The organism is Bacillus massilinigeriensis (assembly GCF_900117315.1).
Taxonomy (GTDB): Bacteria; Bacillota; Bacilli; order Bacillales; family Cytobacillaceae; genus Bacillus_BE; species Bacillus_BE massilionigeriensis.
This window is the reverse complement of sequence record NZ_LT630337.1, coordinates 274,593-296,710: the sequence shown is the minus strand read 5'-3', so window position 1 is coordinate 296,710 and position 22,118 is coordinate 274,593. Positions and strand designations below refer to the sequence as shown.

21 protein-coding genes, 1 CRISPR repeat array, 1 riboswitch and 1 other annotated feature (1 of these 24 only partly in view) are annotated in these 22,118 nt (G+C 36.1%); of the genes, 3 read left to right on the top strand and 18 right to left on the bottom strand.

Annotation, left to right across the window (positions count from 1 at the left end):
* Window positions 1-2: 2 nt before the first annotated feature.
* From recQ to BQ6100_RS01375, 5 genes are all read right to left on the bottom strand, one after another.
* A complete protein-coding gene (gene recQ / locus BQ6100_RS01395) occupies window positions 3-2,135 on the bottom strand; it encodes a DNA helicase RecQ (protein WP_075980048.1) in 2,133 nt (710 codons plus the stop codon).
* A gap of 193 nt (window positions 2,136-2,328) precedes the next feature.
* On the bottom strand, window positions 2,329-3,351 hold the full coding sequence (locus BQ6100_RS01390; protein WP_075980047.1) for a LacI family DNA-binding transcriptional regulator: 1,023 nt from the start codon (window positions 3,349-3,351) through the stop codon (window positions 2,329-2,331).
* Window positions 3,352-3,557: 206 nt separating this feature from the next.
* Window positions 3,558-4,373: a carbohydrate ABC transporter permease gene (locus tag BQ6100_RS01385; RefSeq protein ID WP_075980046.1), complete on the bottom strand. Its 816-nt coding sequence runs from the start codon at window positions 4,371-4,373 to the stop codon at window positions 3,558-3,560.
* The gene (locus BQ6100_RS01380) at window positions 4,373-5,233 is read right to left on the bottom strand and encodes a carbohydrate ABC transporter permease (RefSeq protein WP_075980045.1); all 861 of its coding nucleotides are present in this window, start codon (window positions 5,231-5,233) and stop codon (window positions 4,373-4,375) included. Before BQ6100_RS01380 ends, BQ6100_RS01385 begins: the two co-directional genes overlap by 1 nt.
* A 129-nt stretch (window positions 5,234-5,362) precedes the next feature.
* Window positions 5,363-6,664 carry an ABC transporter substrate-binding protein gene (locus tag BQ6100_RS01375; RefSeq protein ID WP_075980044.1) on the bottom strand — a complete coding sequence of 434 codons (1,302 nt, stop codon included), beginning with the start codon at window positions 6,662-6,664 and terminating at the stop codon, window positions 5,363-5,365.
* Between the two features lie 550 nt (window positions 6,665-7,214).
* Window positions 7,215-7,461: a binding site (T-box leader), on the top strand.
* 82 nt (window positions 7,462-7,543) lie between these two features.
* Here BQ6100_RS01375 and brnQ point away from each other — a divergent pair.
* Complete coding sequence (brnQ, locus tag BQ6100_RS01370) at window positions 7,544-8,866, top strand: branched-chain amino acid transport system II carrier protein (protein ID WP_075980043.1); 1,323 nt, start codon at window positions 7,544-7,546, stop codon at window positions 8,864-8,866.
* Between the two features lie 102 nt (window positions 8,867-8,968).
* Here brnQ and BQ6100_RS01365 read toward each other — a convergent pair whose 3' ends face one another.
* Window positions 8,969-9,547, bottom strand: a complete 579-nt coding sequence (locus BQ6100_RS01365) for a putative ABC transporter permease (protein ID WP_075980042.1) — start codon at window positions 9,545-9,547, stop codon at window positions 8,969-8,971.
* A gap of 116 nt (window positions 9,548-9,663) precedes the next feature.
* Window positions 9,664-9,897, bottom strand: a complete 234-nt coding sequence (locus tag BQ6100_RS01360) for a MerR family transcriptional regulator (protein ID WP_075980041.1) — start codon at window positions 9,895-9,897, stop codon at window positions 9,664-9,666.
* A gap of 266 nt (window positions 9,898-10,163) precedes the next feature.
* Here BQ6100_RS01360 and BQ6100_RS01355 point away from each other — a divergent pair, with 266 nt between their 5' ends.
* Complete coding sequence (locus tag BQ6100_RS01355; RefSeq protein WP_075980040.1) at window positions 10,164-10,652, top strand: GNAT family N-acetyltransferase; 489 nt, start codon at window positions 10,164-10,166, stop codon at window positions 10,650-10,652.
* 196 nt (window positions 10,653-10,848) lie between these two features.
* Here BQ6100_RS01355 and BQ6100_RS01350 read toward each other — a convergent pair whose 3' ends face one another.
* On the bottom strand, window positions 10,849-11,139 hold the full coding sequence (locus BQ6100_RS01350) for a hypothetical protein (protein ID WP_075980039.1): 291 nt from the start codon (window positions 11,137-11,139) through the stop codon (window positions 10,849-10,851).
* Between the two features lie 170 nt (window positions 11,140-11,309).
* A riboswitch (PreQ1 riboswitch) is annotated at window positions 11,310-11,354 on the top strand.
* Between the two features lie 8 nt (window positions 11,355-11,362).
* On the opposite strand from BQ6100_RS01350, the gene BQ6100_RS01345 reads away from it, so the two are divergent.
* On the top strand, window positions 11,363-11,851 hold the full coding sequence (locus BQ6100_RS01345; RefSeq protein ID WP_075980038.1) for a QueT transporter family protein: 489 nt from the start codon (window positions 11,363-11,365) through the stop codon (window positions 11,849-11,851).
* Between the two features lie 91 nt (window positions 11,852-11,942).
* Here the strand turns inward: BQ6100_RS01345 and BQ6100_RS01340 are convergent, their stop codons facing one another.
* From BQ6100_RS01340 to BQ6100_RS01290, 10 genes are all read right to left on the bottom strand, one after another.
* Window positions 11,943-12,371, bottom strand: a complete 429-nt coding sequence (locus tag BQ6100_RS01340; RefSeq protein WP_075980037.1) for a hypothetical protein — start codon at window positions 12,369-12,371, stop codon at window positions 11,943-11,945.
* Between the two features lie 157 nt (window positions 12,372-12,528).
* Window positions 12,529-13,488, bottom strand: coding sequence for an ABC transporter permease (locus BQ6100_RS01335; RefSeq protein ID WP_075980036.1), 960 nt, complete (start codon window positions 13,486-13,488; stop codon window positions 12,529-12,531).
* Entirely contained in the window at window positions 13,481-14,407 is a 927-nt protein-coding gene (locus BQ6100_RS01330) for an ABC transporter ATP-binding protein (protein WP_075980035.1), read from the bottom strand. The genes BQ6100_RS01335 and BQ6100_RS01330 overlap by 8 nt, the downstream gene beginning before the upstream one ends.
* 125 nt (window positions 14,408-14,532) lie before the next feature.
* Entirely contained in the window at window positions 14,533-15,645 is a 1,113-nt protein-coding gene (locus tag BQ6100_RS01325; protein WP_075980034.1) for a serine hydrolase domain-containing protein, read from the bottom strand.
* A 189-nt stretch (window positions 15,646-15,834) separates the two neighbouring features.
* The gene (locus tag BQ6100_RS01320; RefSeq protein ID WP_075980033.1) at window positions 15,835-16,509 is read right to left on the bottom strand and encodes a response regulator transcription factor; all 675 of its coding nucleotides are present in this window, start codon (window positions 16,507-16,509) and stop codon (window positions 15,835-15,837) included.
* 5 nt (window positions 16,510-16,514) lie between these two features.
* Window positions 16,515-17,690 (bottom strand): sensor histidine kinase, encoded by a 1,176-nt coding sequence (locus BQ6100_RS01315; RefSeq protein ID WP_075980032.1) that lies wholly within the window; start codon window positions 17,688-17,690, stop codon window positions 16,515-16,517.
* Window positions 17,691-17,839: 149 nt separating this feature from the next.
* On the bottom strand, window positions 17,840-18,316 hold the full coding sequence (locus BQ6100_RS01310; RefSeq protein WP_075980031.1) for a flavodoxin domain-containing protein: 477 nt from the start codon (window positions 18,314-18,316) through the stop codon (window positions 17,840-17,842).
* A gap of 3 nt (window positions 18,317-18,319) precedes the next feature.
* Window positions 18,320-18,538 (bottom strand): hypothetical protein, encoded by a 219-nt coding sequence (locus BQ6100_RS01305; RefSeq protein ID WP_141770127.1) that lies wholly within the window; start codon window positions 18,536-18,538, stop codon window positions 18,320-18,322.
* A 239-nt stretch (window positions 18,539-18,777) separates the two neighbouring features.
* Window positions 18,778-20,321 (bottom strand): IS3 family transposase gene (locus BQ6100_RS01300; protein ID WP_390622393.1). Its coding sequence is split into 2 segments (ribosomal slippage): window positions 18,778-19,838 and window positions 19,838-20,321, totalling 1,545 coding nucleotides; the frame shifts between segments, so codons are not numbered across the junction.
* 21 nt (window positions 20,322-20,342) lie between these two features.
* On the bottom strand, window positions 20,343-21,050 hold the full coding sequence (locus BQ6100_RS01290; protein ID WP_075980027.1) for a hypothetical protein: 708 nt from the start codon (window positions 21,048-21,050) through the stop codon (window positions 20,343-20,345).
* A 146-nt stretch (window positions 21,051-21,196) separates the two neighbouring features.
* A CRISPR array of direct repeats spans window positions 21,197-22,118; the repeat unit is 36 nt; unit sequence GTTTCTCTATACCGAAAACTGAGAAGGTACCAAAAC (it continues 1,097 nt past the right edge of the window).

Genomic DNA, 22,118 nt, shown 5'->3' with positions numbered 1-22,118 from the left:
TTTTACTGTGTAACCTTTTTTCTCAAACTAGAAAGATAAATTTTAATCATAAAATAGGATATCTCATCCGGTAGCTGTTCTTTGATTGGCTTTAATCGGTCCATCCCAACCCTTTCTACCGCTTCCTCCAGTAAATGTAAAGAATTCTCAGGTATCTCTGACATTAAATCTATTTCTAACCCTTGTTCAAAGCAAAGAATCAAATGATTTTCTACAGTAGTTACGTTAAGGTCACGACTTTTTGCAATATCTTTCACAGATAATTGCTCACGATACATCTCATAACTAATTAGATGTGAGTCTCTAACCACTTTTTTTGTTGCTTTTGGTTGTTCGATACTTTGAACTTTTTCAGGTCTTCTTTCTGGATTGGACTGACAATATTCAATAATCACCTTGATAAACTGTTCACCATATTTTTTTAGCTTATGCTCCCCAACCCCACTCACCTGCAAAAACTCGACTTCTGACAAAGGTAATTTCGTACACATGTCTCTTAAAGATGTGTCTGAAAAAATCACAAAAGGTGGAACACCTTCTTGCTCTGCCAAGGATTTTCGAACACTTCTTAGCTCTTCAAATAAAGGGTCATTTCTCGAAATCATCTTAACCTGAACAGATTCTTTTCTCATAACTGTTTCCTTGCCCAGCAGAACCTCTTTCCCCTTTCCTGCCACAAATAAAGTCGGGAAGGAGCCTTGAGCGACACCTATGAGATCTTGAGTGATTAAAAACTCGATAAAATCGCTAATATCTTTACTGCTTCTATCCTTTAAGATTCCGTATGTAGGAAGCTTATGAAAGCCAAGTTCTATAACCTTTTTATTTCTCGAACCAGTGAGGACCTGGGCAATTAAATTTTTCCCGAAACGCTGCCCCATTCGAATCATGCATGACAATACCATCTGCGCTTCCCTTGTAACATCAATACTATTCCTCGTGTCGGTACAATTTCCACACTTTCCACAAGGCACAATCACTTGTTCACCAAAATAATGAAGAATAAAACCTTGTAAGCAATTCTCTGTATGACAATAATCTACCATGTGTCTCAGTTTTTCCAGCTCTGATTGAATCCGTAGATGGTCTGTTGATTGATCAATTAGGAACCGTTGAACCTGGACATCCTGTTGAGAAAACAACACAATACACTCACTCTCTAGACCATCTCTTCCAGCACGGCCTGCTTCTTGATAATAGCTTTCCATGTTCTTAGGAACCTGAAAGTGAATCACATATCTGATGTTGCTTTTATCAATCCCCATTCCGAACGCTGATGTTGCAACCATGACTGTCTTTTTATCTTGAAGAAATTGTTCTTGTTCATTTATCCGGTCTTGGTCATTCATTCCTGCATGATATCGGGCGACTTCTATATTTTCTCTTGCTAATCTCTCATATAATTGGTCTACTGTTTTTCTAGTTGCTGCATAAATAATGCCTGCTTCCTTTTCATTCTTCTTAATATAATCCTTTAAAAATAGGAAACGGTCCTGACCCTTGATTACTGAAAATGAAAGATTTTCTCGTTGGAATCCTGTAATAACGGTGCTATTTTCATCAATATTTAGTGAGCTGCAAATATCTGCACGAACAATTGGAGTTGCCGTTGCTGTGAGAGCTATCACAACAGGTGTTTTTTCTAAACTTTGCACTATTTTATGAATATGTCGATAGCTCGGCCGAAAATCATGGCCCCATTGTGAAATACAATGTGCTTCATCAACAGCGATTAGAGGAATTTCCATTTTTTGAAGTTCCTCCAAAAAATCATATGATTCTAATCTTTCAGGTGCAATATAAAGTAGTTTATAATCTCCATTTTGTGCTGCTCTAATCCTCTCGTTTGCCTCTGAAACGCTGATTGAACTATTAATATAAGTAGCAGGTATTCCCAATTGGAGTAATGTATCAACCTGATCCTTCATGAGTGAAATAAGTGGAGAAATTACAATCGTGGTTCCTGATAACATAAGCGCAGGAATCTGGTAACAAATCGATTTCCCGCCCCCAGTAGGCATGACACAAAGGGTATTTTCCCCTTCAAGGCAGGAGAGAATTGCTAATTCTTGACCCTTACGAAATGCTGAATATCCAAAGTAAGAATTTAATAATTTCTGGGCTTGCTCAATCAAATGACTATTGCTCCTTTCGATAAAAAATAGGGATGGAATAAAAAAGGTTGTGATGTATGAAGTACATTCGAGGCTATTGATGAGGTTAAATAGGGATGGTGATTCCTTTAAATCATATCACAAACACCCTATTATTAGCTAATAAGAAAAAAGGCATACTGACTCTTTTTATTAGAGATACAGCTGCCTTTTATTACTTATTGGGAGAGCACGACTTGCGGATAATCAGTCTTGTTGGAATGGTAATCCGTTTTGGTAAAACATTAGGATTTTCAAGTTTTTCTAACAAACAATTTGTTGCTTCATAGCCTAATTGAAAAATACTAATGTCTACTGAAGTCAAAGGTGGCTTTAAATGCTCAGAAAGCATATAGTTGTTAAAGCTAACGATTGAGATATCCTCTGGAACTCGAACGTCCAGATTTTCCAGATGACTGATTAATGTATAAGCCATCGAATCATCCAAGGTTACTAGAGCTGTTGGAGGAGATTCCATCGTAATTAAGGATTTAATAACCTCCTCACCTTTGTCAGTTGATTGAATATCATGGACTACATTTTCTTCCCTAAATTGAAGGTTCGCTTCTGCTAAAGCCTGTTTGAATCCATTAAGACGATCTAAAGTCACAACAAAATCCTTACTTCCGCCAATAAAGGCGATATTTTCATGTCCTAGGTCAATTAAATATTTAGTTGCCTGCTTTGTAATGAACACATTGTCATTATCAACATAGGTAATCTGACCTTCATTAGCATAGGGCCTTCCTACAACCGTAAAAGGGAAATCTACTTCATCCAAGTATTGCATCGTTTTATCATCGGTTCTTGATGAGAGTAGAACAATGCCGTCTACCCTCTTCCCTTGAACCATTGATATGACTTCTTCATATATTTCAGCTTCTGTTGCACCAGTCGAGAGGTACATTCCATATTTTTTACAATGGGCTACTGTACTGATCCCCTGTAGGACAATAGGAAAGAAAGGATTCTGGAAGGAATTAAATCCTGAGTTTGGAAAAACGACACCAATCGTTTGCGTACTCTTAGCAGCCAAACTCCTTGCTTGCAGATTCGGATAATAGCCAAGACGGTCCATTACCTCTCTAACCTTTTTCTTTGTTTTTTCACTTATCCTCGGATTATCAGCTATAACCCTCGAGACAGTTGAAGGTGCAACATTTGCTTCCTTTGCTACATCCTTAATCGTAATCACCAAAATGACCTCCAGGTTTGGTTACGTATTTATTCATGGTGAATCGATTTTCTATTTCTTAATCACATAATCCTACTAGAAATCCAATTCTTAATAAAAACCAATTCACAAAATTTTGATAAAGGTAATCTATCTTCATTATAGAATACTATTCATTGACAGAAAACGATTTTTATTAATGAATTTTATGTTTCTATAAGGAAAATGTCCTATTTAACTGCCCCTTCAGATACACCTTTAATAATTTGCTTTTGCGCAAAGAAGTAAGCAATTATTACTGGTATGATGGCGATGGTTAAACCAGCCAATGCTAAATGCCATTGTTTCGTATATTCACCGAAGAAGAAGAACATTCTAAGTGGAATTGTTTGCATTCCTTCTTGGTTAATTACAAGTGATGGTAATAGATAGTCATTCCAAATCCAAATGGTATTTAAGATTGCTACAGTAACAGATATTGGCTTAAGCATTGGGAAAATGATATACCAGAAAATCTGAAATTTATTTGCACCATCGATGGTTGCAGCCTCGTCTAATGATTTTGAAATCCCACCAAGAGTTCCGTGGTAAAGGAAGATAGATAAGCTACTTCCAAATCCTAAGTACATAAAGATGATTCCTGCTCGGTTTAACATTTCAAACTTACCAAAAAGCGTGATTAATGGAATCATAACTGATTGGAAAGGAATCAACATAGCTGCTACAAAGATAAAGAAGATGATTGTACTTACTTTCCCTTTTGCACGAGATAAAGCATATGCTGCCATGGAAGAGAAAAGGATAATAATTACAACACTTACAACTGTAATAATTAATGAGTTCATAAATGTTTTAAGAAACTCTAGTTGTGTAAAAGCCTCTACGTAGTTATCAAACGTAAAATCTTCAGGTAACTTTAATACATCCGAGAACATTTCCCTTTTTGTTTTAAAAGAGTTTACAATCATTAAGTAAAAAGGAGCGATCCATAATAGGCCTAAAATAACACCTAAAACTTCAACTGGAAAATTATACTTTCTGCCCATTACATTTCGACCTCCCTTTTCTTATTGATATATGTCTGTGTTAATGATATGACAGCAACAATGATAAAGAAGACAACTGCTTTCGCTGATGCGTAGGCCATTTCATTTTCACTGAAGGCGGTTTTAAAGATTTCCATAGCGACCATTTGTGTTGAATTATAAGGTCCACCTGCAGTTAAGGATAAGTTTTGATCATAAAGCTTAAATGTATTAGATAATGTTAAGAACAAGCTTACTGTGAATGCTGGAGCAACTAATGGGAAAATAATGTAGCGGAACTTTTGCAAAGTGTTTGTCCCATCAATCTCAGCTGCTTCAAGTAATTCTCCAGGTAAACCTTCAAGATATGAAATATAGATAATCATGATATATCCGGACATTTGCCAGCTCATGAGGATAACCATACCCCAGAAACCTGTTTCGGTTGTAGAAAGCCAACCCATTAAGCTTTCAATTCCCATAAGCTCCCCAATACCATTGAATACTTTTGTAAAAATAAATTGCCAGATAAATCCTAAGATTAATCCTCCAATTAGGTTAGGCATGAAGAAGATTGTTCTTAAGAAATGATTAGATTTAATTTTAGAAACAACAATTAGCGCTAAACTTAGCCCGATAATATTAATTAGAATAATAGATACTACCGAAAACTTCACTGTAAACCATAATGAGTCCATAAATTCAGTATCATGGAATAAATCGATGTAGTTTTGGAACCCGACAAATGCATTCGCTTCAATTCCATTCCAATCAGTAAAGGAATAGTAAACCCCAAATAGTAAAGGAATGATAACAACTAAAGTAAGTGCAACAAGTACGGGGGCTAGAAATAGCCAATAGGATAAATCCCGAGTACGCATAAAGTTTTCCCTCCAAATTTTTCTAAAGATAGAACATTGAGGCATAATAGAGGTATATTATAGAGAAAACAAAGTAGCTAAGGGGCAGCTACTTTGTTTTCTAAGCAAATCTATCTTAGATCAAAATAATTATTTTCTAGCTTTTGCCCACTCATCTTTTGAAGCTTTAACAACTTCATCCCAAGATGCTTTATCGCTTAAATATTTTTGAATGTTAACACCAAGTTGGTTTTCTCCCCAACCAGTTGGATATCCCATGAATGTCCAGCCAATAGTTTTTCCATCTAAAGCATATTGGTAAACAGCTTTAGAGATTGGGTCAGAGATTTTTGATACATCATAATCTTGGTATGCAGGGATAAATTTAAAGTCTTCTAATACAGTATTTTTACCGTCTTCAGAAGTGTATAACCAGTCTAAGAATTCTTTTGCAGCTTTTACAGTAGCTTCGTCTTTATTGCTGTTAACTCCCCAGTACATTGGGATACCTACAGGGATTGAGTCACCTTTGTAGCCTTCAACTGGAATTGGTAGTAAACCTACGCTGTTATTTGCAAATTCTTCATCAACACCTGCGATTGAACCATATACCCAGTTACCTTGTTCAATGATAGCAACTTTTTGTAATGAGAATAATTCTTCAACTTGTTTTGAATAGTCAAGGCTTACAGTTGGTTGTACAGAATAATTGTTTTGTAAGTCAAGAACCTTCTTGAATGCATCAGAATATTTGAATTCAACTGTTTTTGCGTTGAAAGAATTTAAAACATTGTTATCGAATTCTGGAGCTAAGAAAGCATTAGATAAGTGTAAACCAGTTACCCATTTTTCTTTACCAGGTAATGCGAATACTGCTTCAAGACCTAAATCTTTTTTCTTAGAATCCAATGTTTTAACTGCTGCTTCTAAGCTAGCAAAATCTTTGATGCTTGCTGGGTCAATTCTAGCTTTTTCAAATACTGCTTTATTATATAGGAATCCATAACCTTCTTGGTTGTATGGTAAACCTAAAGTTTTTCCATCTGTTTTAACACCTTCAAGTGTTCCTTCAAGAGCTGCTGCTGCTGCTTTTGTATCAGATAGGTCAGCTAATTTAGCTTTCCAATCCTCAACGTCTTGTGGTCCACCGATGTTGTAGATAGCTGGCTCTTTACCAGATGCAAATTTAGATTTTAATGCTGCACCGTAATCTTCGCCGCCACCAACAGTTGTGATGTTGATGTCAACATTTTTGTTTTCTTTCTCGTATTTTTCTGCAACTTTTTCAAATTGATCTTTGAACTCTACTTTAAATTGGAAAACATCTAAAGTAACTTTTTCTTGATCACTTTTTGATTCTTTACCTGAGTCTCCTGATGAACAGCCCGCAAGAATAACACTTGAAAGTACTACAGAAGATAAGACTCCGGTCAGTAATTTTTTCTTTTGCATCTTATTACCCCCAATTTTGTGTGTTTGAGAAATCGTTTGCGCAAATGAGTAAACGAACCGCTATATTTTACTAGCATAATAAAAGGGAGATCTTGCTATCTAATTAGCAGTTATAGTCTACTGTCACCTCGTAACGATTTTCGGTTAATGAAATTAATGAAATCGTTTGCATTAATTTCTAACCCAATACTAACATAACTATTTCCAATGTACAACAATAAATATGCATGAAATAATTCTTTTCATTACATATTCTTTCGAATATTTTCCAATAAACTCAGTAATGACAAGGTTTTTTAATAAATCGCTATCTTAGCCCTTCACAATCTTTTCACATTTTTCGTGCAATCCTTTTTGCAAAAAGCTCATAAAACAATCGATTTTTAATATATTAATGAATAATTATTATATTATTCTACTTTTATATATTTGATTTGATTCAATTATTTTTCCTTAATATTAACCAGTATATATGAGAATTATTAGAAAAAAGTTAACAATCAAAATATATTGACATAGTATTTTTATTATGGTAAATTAAATGCATTAACAAAAATCAGTGACGAGAAGAGTAAGTAAGAAACTCTATTCTTTAGAGAGTCGGCATTTGGTGGGAGTCGATGAATAGGTTCTATCTGAAGATCATCTCTGAGATGCAAAGCTGAAGGCTAGTAAGCTTTGACGGGTTATCCTCCGTTACAAAGGAACGCGTATGACAGTACGTTGACTAGAGCGCCGCAAAAAAGTTTTAAATTGCGGAATTAGGGTGGTAACGCGAGTACAAACTCGTCCCTTGTTTGGGGACGAGTTTTTTTATTTCTATAAATAGGAGGTAAGCTGTCACTTGCCAAATTTGATGTTTAGAGGAGAGATTTAAAAATGAAAAAACGCGACACATTATTTATCGGACTTATGCTTTTTTCGATGTACTTCGGGGCAGGTAACTTAATCTTTCCTCCCTTTTTAGGAGTCCAATCAGGCACATCCTTTTGGCTTGCTATTTCTGGATTTGTTCTAACAGGTGTAGGGCTACCGTTTGTTGTTATCTTAGCCATTTCTCTTGTTAAGGGCGGGGTTCAAACGATTGGGAATCGGGTACATCCAGTTTTCAGTACTATTTTTATGGTGATTGTATATCTGAGCATTGGACCATTTCTAGCCATTCCAAGAAACGCGAATGTAGCTTTTGAGACAGGATTAAAACCGTTTATTCACGTCGGAAACTCTTCACTTGTTTTATTTCTATATTCCGTTGTATTCTTTGCTCTTGTTTATTTTATCAGTCTTAATCCTACTAATATGGAAAAATATTTAGGTCGATTTATTACACCTATATTACTTGTCTCTATGGTCATCTTATGTGTTGTTGGTTTTGTTAAATTGGATACATCCTTCTTAGCTCCTTCTGTAGCCTATGAAAAAGGTGCCTTCTCCAAGGGCTTTATTGAAGGATATAATACGATGGATGCCCTTGCTTCGTTAGCATTCGGCATAGTAATTCTTACTGCCATCGGACAAAAAGGTGTTAAAGATAGAAAGCAATTAACAAAATATACATTAAAGGCTGGGGTTATTGCAGGGTCATTACTTGCTCTTGTCTATGTTAGTCTTGGCATGATTGGGGTAAAGATGGCCGGAAGTGGTTCATTCGATAATGGAACCGATATTTTATCAAATGCTTCAACTGTATTATTTGGTACAAGTGGTAAGGTATTATTAGGACTCATCTTTACATTAGCATGTTTCACAACGGTGGTCGGGTTGACGACAGCATGTGGTCAGTATTTTTCAAAACTAATGCCTAAGATCAGTTATAAATGGATTGTTTTAGCTGTTACACTTGTGGGATTTACCCTTTCCAATTTAGGTCTAAACCAAATACTTAAATTTTCAGTTCCTTTCTTAGTAACTGCTTATCCAATAACCATTGTATTAATTGCACTTACATTCTTTAATCGTTATTTTAAAAATACTAGAGCCGTTTATGGCAGCACAGTTCTATTTACTGGAGTATTTGCTTGTCTCGGAGGATTAAGCGCATTTGGCGTTGACTTAGGTCCGCTTCAAACAATGAGAGAGGTACTTCCATTCTCCAGCTACGGATTAGAATGGGTTGTCCCTGCTATAGTTGGAACATTAATCGGAATGGGATTTGGAGTTAAGGTGACAGGCACCTCCCAATATTTGGAAGGTGAGGGTTGATTGAGTGTTAGGCTCCACATAAAAACAACAAGGGGGAATTCCCTCTTGTTGTTTTTATTATTAAACATCTTTTTTTGAATCACATCTGAATAATTGCCATGATTAAATTGAATCGGTAGATTTCATGACGGTCACATCAAGATATGAATGTCTACGAACTGCCAAATATAGCTCTAGCAGTAGGTAAGCAAGAACAACTGGACACAGCCAAACCCATACGGTTTCAAGACTTTCATAGATGGAAACAATGAGGGGGTGAATGTACTGCAAACAGAAAATAGACAGAACAAACCAACAAATTGAGAACGGCAAACAAATATGCCCATGCAGCTGCATAGGAATCCCCGAATAATCCCACCATTGCCTATGAAAAAACCTTTCTAATAAATACCCACTAATATACTCGACCAGAGTAGGAACCACTAAACAAAAAATCAGAATAAAAACCCAATGTATGTTAGGCCTAATCATAAAAATGAGCAAAACAGGAGCAAAGCCATACATTGGCTTCAATGGGCCAATGAAAAAGTTGGGCTTAAAAAATATCCGTTTTGTTAAAAAGCTATAGCAGTTTTCAATGATCCAACCCAGAAAAGAATAAATTGTAAAATAGAATACAACAGACTCCATACCAGCAAAACTTAATATATCTGGACTTTGAAGCTCAAGGCCACCTAACATAACAAGGTTAAACCTCCCTTTGGATGGCAATTTCCACCTTAGGTTTAGCTACAGTAGTCCAAAATATACCAAGCGATCACTACTACAATTCATTCTTTTCCTAGTATTAAATATAATTAATCCTCATCCTTAATATCTCTATCCTCTGGAATGGGTTCATTAGCCAATTCCTCTACTAACTTTTTATATTTTTCTAATTGCTTAAAATGTGTATTGAACTGCTCCTTATTTACCAACACTGTTCCGTCACTGTCATGGATGACTCGGATTTTCCCCTGTAGTATTAAACTCTCCACATAAGCAAGGGATACCGATAAAAATTCAGCCGTTTCTTCTAATGTTAAATACACCTAGTGTCACTCCTAATACTTTATTTCAAAATATCATTGTATCGCATCATCTCATATTGCCAAAACATTTACATAATCTGCTTAGTTCATCCCAGAAAACCATTCCTACTAAGTAATAATGAAAAGGATCTTTAGCTCCTCTACCTTAGATATTGATTATTTTGATAATTAGAGTTAAAGTTTGCTATATCAATCATATAATAGTTCTTTCACACATGACACTTATTTTTGTCATTAATCAAAACCTAAAACAAAGGAGGGGACATATGATTACCATTCGTGAAGCTATCGATGATGACCTACCGGAAATGCTAGAAATATATAATGATGCCATCGCCAACCTTACTGCCACATTTGATTTAGAAAAACAAACCTTGGAGCAGCGAAAAGTATGGTTTGCTGAGCATGGGGGACAGTACCCTTTGATTGTTGCTGAAGAGGATGGTCAGATTGCTGGTTATTGCTGTTTATCACCCTATAATAAAAAGCGTGCCTATTCAAAGACTACGGAGCTTTCCGTTTATCTATCAGAAAAGTTCAGAGGAAAAGGGATTGGAACTGCTTTAATGAGGGAAATTATCGTAAGAGCAAGAGAACTAGGCTTTCATACCATCATAAGTTTAATTACAAGTGGAAACGATGGAAGTATTAAAATTCATGAGAACCTTGGATTTACCTATGTTGGTACGATTAAAGAGGTCGGATTCAAGTTTGGTAAATGGCAGGATGTTTCCTACTATCAATTAATGCTATAAATTATTAGGGAGAGAAATCCTTTACTTTGATTTCTCTCCCTGACTTTTTCTCATTAAGTTATTTACAACTAGTACTTAATTCCATCTACTAGTCAAAATCTTATATACTATATCTGCAAATTCCCCTCTTGAAATGGGTTCTATGCTTGAGAAGCTTTTAGCCTTCGGTTCTTGATTGGCTCCAAAATCAATATATTTAGATAGCCATTGGATACTTGTTAGGATAATAATCCTTGGAAAACACATTTGGAATAAAGGAAAAGGGAATCTCATCCCAAGTGTCATTTGAAATATTTTTCACCTTTGCCGTAGAGGTTATTTGGAAAGAACCATCCTTCTCCATTTTTAGATTCATTTCATATGTTGTGCGACTACCAGCCTGTATGATCTTCGGTGTAAACAGATTCTCCTTTTGTGCAGATGCATTATGGAATGGCGAAAGCATGAGGACAAGTAACATAAACCCCGTAAATAATATCTTTATCATTTGAATCCCCTATTCTACTAATTTTCCTAAATATAACAGTTATTAGACGGTTATTGAAACTAAAAGGTTGCGTTTTTTCTATATTTATAGTTTTTCGGAGGCAAGATTCCTTAAAATCTTGGGATGACAGAGTAGTATTTGTGTATTATAATAAAACCTTCGGGCATAGCTCGAACGTGGTTCGTAACCATCCCACGAAAAAAAACTAAGGAGAGAAATGAATATGAAGGTAAAAACGCTTGTTGCGAATGGGATTTTGGCAGCTTTATATATTGCTGTGTCCATGCTCATTCAACCATTTGGTTTTACCCAAATTCAATTCCGAGTATCAGAGATGTTTAATCATCTCGTCGTCTTTAACAAAAAGTATTTATTTGGAATGGTTTTGGGTGTATTTTTAACTAATCTATTGTTTTCGCCAATGGTCGCTTATGATTTAGTGTTTGGTGTTGGTCAAACGCTTATCTCATTACTCATTACCATTGCATCTGCACGTTTTATCAAAGGCATCTTAGCTCGAATGGTATTTAATACAGTTGTCTTTACAATTAGCATGTTTTTCATTGCTATTGAATTACATCTAGCTTTTGAATTACCGTTCTTATTCACCTGGCTCACAACAGCTGTCGGTGAATTTGTAGTTATGATTGTGGGTGTACCTGTTATGCATGCATTGAATAAAAGGATTCATTTTGATAAATTAATTGATTAAACAATAGAATAGTAAAGGCTAACTAGAGGTCATTTATTTAACCTTTAGTTAGCCTTTTGTATTATATCCTTCATTACTATAACACCAGATTTTATTTGCCAAATAGGCTAAATTGAACATCCGCTTCTAAAATTTCCTGCAACTCCTTAACATCATCGACTGTTGCTGTACCATTTTTAGCCTTTTCCTGAATTTCAGAAAACTCATCTTTCTTATCATCTAATACTTTCTTCGCTAGCTTCATGGCTCCTTTTGTGATAAAGGTTCCTTCCTCTTCTTCAAAACTTTTGATTGCGTTATTCAAATCCTCTAGATTCTCAGCGATTAACTCTTGATCTTCCGATGTAAGTTCCTTTTTCTGATTAATATCGTCTATTTCACTTTTTACTCTTTCAAATTCACTTCCTAGAAGTTCCCCCTTTTCACCTAATGCCTCTTCTTTGGAAGTATTAATTTCGATGTCACAACCCGCAAGCAGTATCGCTGGAACTAATAAACAAATACCGATTAATTTTTTCATTCTTCAACCCATCCTTTTTTTTCTTGTTCTTATCATGGTTTTATTTTATTAAGAAAAAGTCACATACCATAGTGAAGAATTGAGTTAAAAAGTCATAAAATTCTAGAATAAGGGTGACAGGCACCATCCAAATTTTGGATGGTGCCTGTCACCCCTTTTATGCTGCTACGTCTCTTTTCTTGAAGACATAGTGAGCAAGGAATTGAAATAGGATAAAGTAGATTACTAGCATAATGATTGAGAATGTTAGGGTCATTCCTTCGACCATTGGCATTCCTTCAAAGTATTGCATTAGGTCTGTATTTGCAAATAGGATGTATTTTGCCCATTCGAATTTTGAAGCTAAAAGACTCGTTAATTGCCCACCAGTAAACATTAAGAAGATGGATAGTCCAATAGCAAGGGAGCTATTTCTAAATACAGCAGAAATCATAAATGCCATTGTGGAGAGCATGAGCATCGTAATCGACTGCAATCCATAATAATTCATAAGATGGAAAATCATTGATTGCTCTGTTACTTTTCCGTCAAAGTATTTCAAGTATGGCTCTGCAGCTTCAGGTGATCCAAATAAAATGAAGCCTAGTAAAGCTGAATATGCGAACAATATGACTAGCATCATTAGGGCAAAGAGTAGTACGGTTGAGTACTTAGCAATAAGAAGCCTACTTCTTGCAATCGGTCTAATTAATAATAATTTTACAGTACCCCAATTAAACTCAGATGCAACAATACCTGCTGCCACAATAATTGTAAACAATCCCGCAAATTGAATCATATTGGACGCATCATTAACAAATTCCCAAACGTCATAATCAGTGTATGGAGAAATATTATTCTCAATCTGGTATTCTTTGATGGCAATATCCCTTTTAAAGTACACTAGCTGGCTCTCAGGAATTTTGTCTCCCATTGTTTCTAATTCCTTTTGTGATGAATTAATTTGTGTTTGCAGCTCTTGCTTCCAGTTTTGATTATCTGGGGCCGCACCATTACCTTCCTGATACTTAATAATTCCACCCATTACTGTTAACATCATTACAAGCAAGCCAATCATGACATAGGTACCTGGTCGCTTAAATATTTTTAAAAGCTCATTTCGGATTAAATTAAGCATTTGCTACAACCTCCTTGCCTTTCGTTACCTCTAAGAAGCGGTCCTCTAAAGTTTTCGTTACCTCTTTAATGCCATATATTTGAATATCAGAGGCAACTAATTCTCGTACTAGAGAAGGAACTTCCTCCTTCTTTAAAGGTAATATAATTCCACTATCGGTAATTTCAATCTTTGTGTTTGGATAAATTTCTATCGCTCGTTGTTTCGCCTTCTCAACAGGAGAAACCTCTAGCTCATAAGAATTTTCATTCCCCTGAACAAAATCATTCACTAACTGGACATCTATTAACTTACCTTTTTGGATGATCCCAATTCGATCACACATCATTTCCATTTCTGAGAGTAAGTGACTTGATACAATGACTGCCATATTCTTTTCTCTTGCAAGCATTCGTAAATGATCACGTATCTCACGAATTCCTGCAGGATCTAATCCGTTAGTCGGTTCATCTAATATCAGCACCTCTGGTTCATGTAAAAGGGCCTGCGCAAGACCGAGCCTTTGTCTCATCCCAAGGGAATAAGTCTTCACCTTATCATGGATACGATCTGTTAATCCTACAAGCTCCACGACCTCATCAATTTTTCCCTTATTGACTCCTTTTGACATCCTTGCAAAATGAATAAGATTTTCATAGCCGCTAAGAAATTTGTACATTTCAGGATTTTCAACGATTGCCCCTACATGGCTAACCGCTTTTTCAAAATGATTTTTAATACTGTATCCAGCAATTTTGATATCCCCTGACGTAATGCCAATTAAGCCTACTATCATACGAATAGTGGTTGTTTTCCCTGCTCCATTCGGTCCCAAAAAACCAAATACTTCCCCTTTATTTACTTCAAAGCTTAAAGAATCAATAATTTTCCTTCCTTTGATGATCTTTGTGACATTCTGTATTTCCACAACACCTGACATGTTGACACTCCTCTCAAAACTATTTACATAAACATTTTTACTTTCCAAATTTCCAAAGCATATCCATCGTAATTCAACTTTTCAATTGCCAACAGGGACCTAAGACTTAGATTAGTATCCACCTTTTATTGTATTTTTTGATAAAACCAAATTCTTTTATCAAAAATAATTGAGGCGATTTCATTTCCAAGAGCGTAATAATTAAAACTTTCACCCTTATTGGTAAAAATAACTATGGTTAAATCCTGATCCTGATATCGCATTAAACCAGAACGTAATCCTGGTAGGGATCCTCCATGAGAATAGAGCTTTTCATTCAAGGAGTAAGCATTGTTCATCACATACCATCCATAGCCATATCCACCTACAAGACGAATCTTGGTACTGGCCTTTAACATTTTATTTGTTTCTTCCTCTGAAAGAAGCTGATGAGATTCAATCGCATCAATATATTTAATTAAATCCTCTTTCGTTGATAGAACCGAACCAAACGCAAAGAGTAAGGATGGATGAACGTTTTTTACCTTTTTTTCATTTTCATAGCCTATGACTGGCCATTCATTATTCTCTTTATTCATAATTTCTGTGTTCGACATTTTCGCTTTATCAAAAATATTCTTCTGCAAATAAGTAGAGTAATCTACTCCTGATACTTTTTCTATGATTCTTCCAAGTAAATAATAGCCCGAATTTACATAGCTGAATTTTTCACCTGGCTCAGAATGCAATTTATCTTTATAGATAAGATTTAAAATTTTTTCATCAGAATAAGGCTTCATATAATCCTTCATGGTTAAGTAATCGCCTAGGCCTGAAGTATGGTTTAGTATTTGGTGGATAGTTATTTTTTCCCCTTTAGGAAAGTCAGGAAAATATTTTGATAACTTATCTTTAACAGAAAGCTTCCCTTCTTGCTCCAATTGCAAAATGGATATAGCCGTCATCGATTTGGTTACAGAGCCAATTGGAAACTTCACATTGTTATGGAATGGAATCTTTTCCTCACGATTAGTGAAACCATATGAACGATTGAGTAAAGTCTTACCTTTATAGGTGACAAGTACCGTTCCATGAAACTTATTTTTCTTTACAAATTGGTTCATAAATTGTGTTACCTTTTCCTTCTTTGTTCCGTCAAGATCCGTGTGCTTTGTACTTCCAAATATAAATGCTGCCGGTATGGATAATAAAATGAAGCATCCAATTATTATCGATAAAACCCTAAATACCTTTTTCATATTCATTCCTCCAAGTTGATTTCTATTTCGTATTGTAAATAGGAAAAGTCACTTAGAGGAGTGAAAAAAAGTAACAAGTTGAATGACAAACTTTGTTCTTTCTATGACCTTTTTAAAATTATGGCTCTGTTAAACTTGAACTTTAACACAGCCATAATCATATAGGATTCCCAATTTAATACCTACTTATTAGAATAATCCTTCTTTCTTTGCTTTCATTGTTGCTTCCTTGCGACCCTTCACCTCAAGCTTCGCATATATATTCGAGATATAATTTTTCACAGTTCCAACGCTTAAAAATAATCGTTCAGAAATATCATTGTTTCTCAACCCTAAGGCCAAGAGCTTTAAGACCTCGACCTCTCGTTCACTCAAACCATATTGGGCAATAAGGTTCGTATTCTCATTCTGTTGGGTTACGGTTTCAGCTTCCTCATTCTTTTGTGACTGACTGTTTATCAGACTAGCAGCCATTTCCTTTGTGACGAGGGATCCACCTTCATGCACCAATCGAATACTGCTTGCAAGACTTCTAGGATTTAATGATTTTAGTAAATATCCCTCTGCTCCATTTGCTAATGCACTGACGACATAATCTACATCCTGATAAGAGGTGAGGATAATAACTTTTATATCTGGCCAGCTAGTTTTTATCGATTTCGTTGCGGTCACTCCATCCATCACGGGCATGTTGATGTCCATAAGAACAACATCTGGAGATAGAGATTCACACAATTGAATGGCCTCCTGTCCATTTTCAGCCAGTCCAACTACTTCTAATTGATCCTCCATATTTAGTACAATATTTAAGCTTTCCCTTATCAGACCCTGATCGTCTGCAATTAATACCTTTATATTTTCCATCCTTTTCACCTCCGATATGGAATAGTAACTTTAATTGATGTCCCAAAATTCAAAGCTGACTCTACTTTCAATTCCCCATTTAAAGCTTCCACGCGATCCTTCATTGATTTCAAACCAAAGCCTATTGTTATCTTGTCAGAACCCATTCCATTATCCCTAATGGCCAACTCAGTAGCATCCTCATGGAAAGAGAGCCCTACTTGAATTTCCTCCGCTTTTCCATGTCTCTTTGCATTGGTCAAGCTTTCCTGTAATGTTCGAAGGAGGGCCATTCTCATCGAATGATGCAGGAAATATTCCTCTCCAGCTATTTTAAAGGTGACTCTTGTATTGGTGTACTCAGTAAATTCATTAATAATCGCTTGAAAATTACTAGTTAGTAAGATATCCGATTCAGAGCCAATTTCATGAATCGTTTCCCTAATTTCATCTAGACTTGCAGCAGCATGTTCACGAAGCTCTTCAATTTTTCCCTTTGCCTTCTCTGAATCTGAATCAACTAAATATTGGACTGCATCTAAGCCTAAAATATAAGAAATAAAGGAATGACCGAGTGTATCATGTAAGTCTCTAGCCATCCTGTTCCGCTCTTCTACTAAAGTTAAGGTTTCGATTTGCTTGGCATATTGAAGTAAATTTTGATTTTGCTCCTCTATGATTCTGTTTAATTCCTGTGTTCGTTTATAGGATTCAATGAGCATATTAAAACCAAACCCTATTATTGTGAAAACCCAATTAATAAACACATACATATAGCCATTTTCACCAGGAATGAAGCCTTTTATAATAAATTGAAGTAACGGAAATATAAGTAAAATAGGAAACCATTTATAATATCTTTTCTCTAAATGATAAGCAATGGTTAATGCTGATAGGACAAACATACTCGAATATTCATTGCTTACCGCCATGGCATAAATAGATAATGAACCACTGATTACGAATTCAGTTATACAATATAGGGTACTCTTTTTGACTAATAGTGGGACCCAAAACACAAGTGGAATAATCATCGCAGCTAGTACAAGAAATAATGAGAAGTAAAAATGATCAAAGGTATTCTTTTCAATGTACAGATCAATGACGGCAAAAACATAAAACAATAGCCTAAAACAAAAAATGACTATCTCAACAGAAGAAGATAGCCTTTCAACTCTTTCAACTCCCTTAGTTTTCCCCATTGCTCCCTCCAATAAAGTATATTCTATTATCAGACAATTTACTTATCTCTTCATTATAAAATACAATTCTAGAAAATCCATACAAACTTGGAAAAAAATTTAGGTGACAGGCACCATCCAATTTTTGGATGGTGCCTGTCACCTTATACTCATTTCATCATTCCGGCAAATTCATCAATCTTTTTCTCAGATAAAGCAAATTGACTTTCTTTAACATGAGCAACGTTTCTGATCGTTAGCCTTTCTAAAAAACTCAATTTTGAGAAGTCAAATTCATACCCGAATACTTCTTTGACAATTGCGTGATTATATAGCTGCTCTGGAAATGCTCTTTTCATTTCTTTATCCAGTTCCTCTTGATTCGGATGCCCCGCACAAAGGAATAAGCCTACCCTTTTTGTCAAAAGAACATCCAAATGATCATACATAAATTTGACTAAGTCTTTCTGAACATTTCCAATGTAAATTGATCCCCCTATAATAACCGTATCATATTCCTCCAGTGGTGGTGCATATTCCTTCGTAATGTCCACCGTAGGGATCTCCCAACCTAATCTTTCTTTTAAAATTAAGGCTGCCTTTTCTACTGCACCGTGCTTCGTGGCATAGATTATAATTGCCTTCACTTCTTATTCTCCTTTCTGGAATAATGATTCGTCATCCAAAATATCGGTAATAATCGTATGTGGGTTCTCTTCAACATGATTAATAATCAAACACATCAAAAAGATAAAAATTAATGTAATGACTGAAAACGACAATGATTCGACTAAGCTTACCTCTAAACCAACCATTTTCATACTAAATGCCATAAATGTAACAGCCGTCGACAATGTGAACAGTTTCACAATAACAATTGAGGCAAGCAAATAACCAAAAGGCTTTCTCCGAATGGTTAACGGTGTTTGTCAATATAGTTGTCGTATTTTATTACTTTAGTATTTTAAGAGAATTCCTTAAATCCCGAGTTCAAATAAAGCTACCGCGCTGCGCTTGGTGGTCTGGTGGTTTGAATCGAAAGGAAAAGCGCTCTTTCGATTCAAACCACCAGAGAAATGGGATATTATGATTTCTTCAATGTTTCAGTTTACCTCTCATCTCTCATTGGATTTAGCGCTACTTGTTCATTCGGTCTCCAATTTCTCGTGCCTCTCGTCCAACGCTCAGGATGTTTAGCTCTCGCTGCTTCGTATATATCTTTTCTCTTTTCTAATATCGCTACGTGTGCTCCAGTATGACACTGTACAGGTGTCACAAAATTTAATCCACTATGCAAGTGAATCTCGTTGTACCAATAGACAAATTTCTGTGCCCATTCCCTTGCCTCTGCGAGTGATGCAAAGCCTTTATGCGGGTAATCCGGTCTATATTTAAGTGTACGAAACATGGCTTCTGAGTAAGGATTATCATTACTTACACGAGGTCTTGAAAAGGAACTTTGAATTCCCAGTTTCTCTAGTAAACTTAAAAATGTCTCGGCTTTCATAGGACTACCATTATCAGAATGCAATACGAGTGGTGCGCCTTTGATTTTTTCATTGATCACTGCCTTTTTCACAAGTGTTTCAGCGTGCTTTGCCTCTTCTGTTTCCCACACTTCCCAGCCAACTGCTTTTCTACTAAATAAATCGAGAATTAAATAGAGTCGATAATACAACCCTTTCACAGGTCCACCCAGCCACGTAATATCCCATGTCCATACCTGATTTGGCGATGTTGCTAGATGACTCTCAGGAATTCTTTTCCCAGGCTTTTGACTACGACCACGATGATTCTGCATTTTTTCTTCACGTAACACACGATAAAAGGTGGATTCTGACGCAATGTAAGTCCCTTTGTCCGCAAGCTTTGGTACAATTTGTGTCGGGGGTAAATCGACGTATTCTTCCTGTTTGACAACCGTTAATATTTCTTCTTTTTCCTTTTCAGACAACTTATTTTTTGGTACGGGTCTTTTCACAAGTGGGCGTTGATCAACCTTCACACCACCATCTTCCACCCAACGTTCATAGGTACGAACGCTGATATGAAGCTCCTCGCAAGCCTTCGCTAATCGCGCACCATTTTGATTGGCTTCTTGGATGAGTTTGACTGCTAATGCGCGATTTGACGGGCTAATCATTCTTCCTCGTCGTCCCCCCAAATCGCTTGGGCCTTTTTTCGCAAAAGTAATAATGCCGCAGCTTCAGCTAGTGCCTTCTCTTTCTTTTGTAGCTCTTTTTCTAATAGTTTGGCACGCTTCTGTTCTTCCTTCAAAGCGCCATTCAGTTGTTTTGCTTGATCGAATGCCTGACCATTTGCCTGAAGGCATACACTTTTCCATGCTTCAATCTGTTCACGATACAGCCCCTTTTTACGACAATACTCAGCCAGCTCTGTTTCATTCAATGCGAACGTCTCCATCACGATTAGAAACTTATCTTGGCTACTCCATTTGTCACTCGTTTGTCCATTGCCAGGTGCTGCGACACCAGTCTCACGAGCTTCTTTACGCCAACTGTACAAGGTCACATCTGAGATGCCTTCTTCTTTCGCAATTTTCGTAACAGATTCATTATTTGGGGGCATCATTCGTTTAACAATAGCTGCTTTATATTCCTGTGTATATCGTGTCCCATTTTTTCTTTTCATATCGCTCAACCTCCGTGTTATTTATTTAACTATAACACTAAAGTATCCTACGACATCTATCCTAACAGAGAGGGTTAATATCCCTGCAAGAATGGCAATCGGTACGATAAACCCTAAATCCAATGCTTGAATAACTAAGGTAGTTGAATGCTCCAACCCTTCTGGAACGGTTCCATTCTTCATAGATGGAAGAATTCGTCCCATCCACATCAATAAGACCCCACTCCCCATCAAAATGAGAACCCCACCAATCCACTTTGCTGGTATTTTAGGAGTAAAAAAGGTTCCTAGATTTTTTATATCAAATGACATCATGACTAAAATAAATGCAAAAAAACTAATAGACATAAGAAGAACATAAATTAGGAAAAAGTGGTTATACATTAAGAGAAAGGTATAAGATGCATAGGTGTATAAAAAGTAACCCAACGTTCCAGCAAGAATAAATTGTCCTCTTAGTGACCCTCTTCGAAATAAAATAAGAGAAAATAATAGCAAAGGAATACCTAACAAAATCGTGACCATGTCCTGAGCTATAACTTGAACAGCATTTGAAACAGGTTCATTTTCATATAGCCCCTTACCATAAACGAAGACGTCTCCTCCTCGAAATGACTCAATTTTATGTTCTCCCGGCCCCCTTCTTGTTAATATTCCAAATAGAGATGCTATTACTAAAAGAAAAATGAGGCTGATGGAAAGCAAACTAATCGATCGCCTATACTTCATCACGGCTCGCCTCTTCCTTTATTAATGTTTCACCTTCATTTTACCAAGATTAAACAGACGTATGAGGAATTGAATATATAATTCACAAAATGGATAAATATTTGAATTTTTTGTTATTTTGATGAATTAAAACCTTTTATTCGTAGTTTTCTCAACACAAGAATCTGAGAAGGTACCAAAACCAGATGGAGGAAGTTCTCCACTAAACACAGGTTTCTCTATACCGAAAACTGAGAAGGTACCAAAACTAAGTTGGAAGAAGATAAAGAAACATTGGAAGTTTCTCTATACCGAAAACTGAGAAGGTACCAAAACCCCATCCAGTAAAATTATAGATTCCTGCATGTTTCTCTATACCGAAAACTGAGAAGGTACCAAAACTTAGTGACAACAAACAACTAGAGCAACAGAGTTTCTCTATACCGAAAACTGAGAAGGTACCAAAACCCTTGAGATATTCAGAAAGAAATACGGTGAGTTTCTCTATACCGAAAACTGAGAAGGTACCAAAACTCATTCGAACAGTGGCAGGAAGATTTAACTGTTTCTCTATACCGAAAACTGAGAAGGTACCAAAACCACCGTTAGTAACAGGGGTGAATTGGTTCTGTTTCTCTATACCGAAAACTGAGAAGGTACCAAAACCCACCCCAGTCATTCTTTCAGCTACAACGAGTTTCTCTATACCGAAAACTGAGAAGGTACCAAAACGTATCAAAAGTTGACAATAAAACATTTACTGTTTCTCTATACCGAAAACTGAGAAGGTACCAAAACTATCTTCTACGGGCACTCCTTCCGAAAAAGTTTCTCTATACCGAAAACTGAGAAGGTACCAAAACTATCTTCTACGGGCACTCCTTCCGAAAAAGTTTCTCTATACCGAAAACTGAGAAGGTACCAAAACCCTTCTACTTACAAATATTTGTTTAAATAGGTTTCTCTATACCGAAAACTGAGAAGGTACCAAAACAATATGTACCATTGCAGGAGTATCATTTTCGTTTCTCTATACCGAAAACTGAGAAGGTACCAAAACCTAGTAAAGTACCACCTGTGAAAGAACCA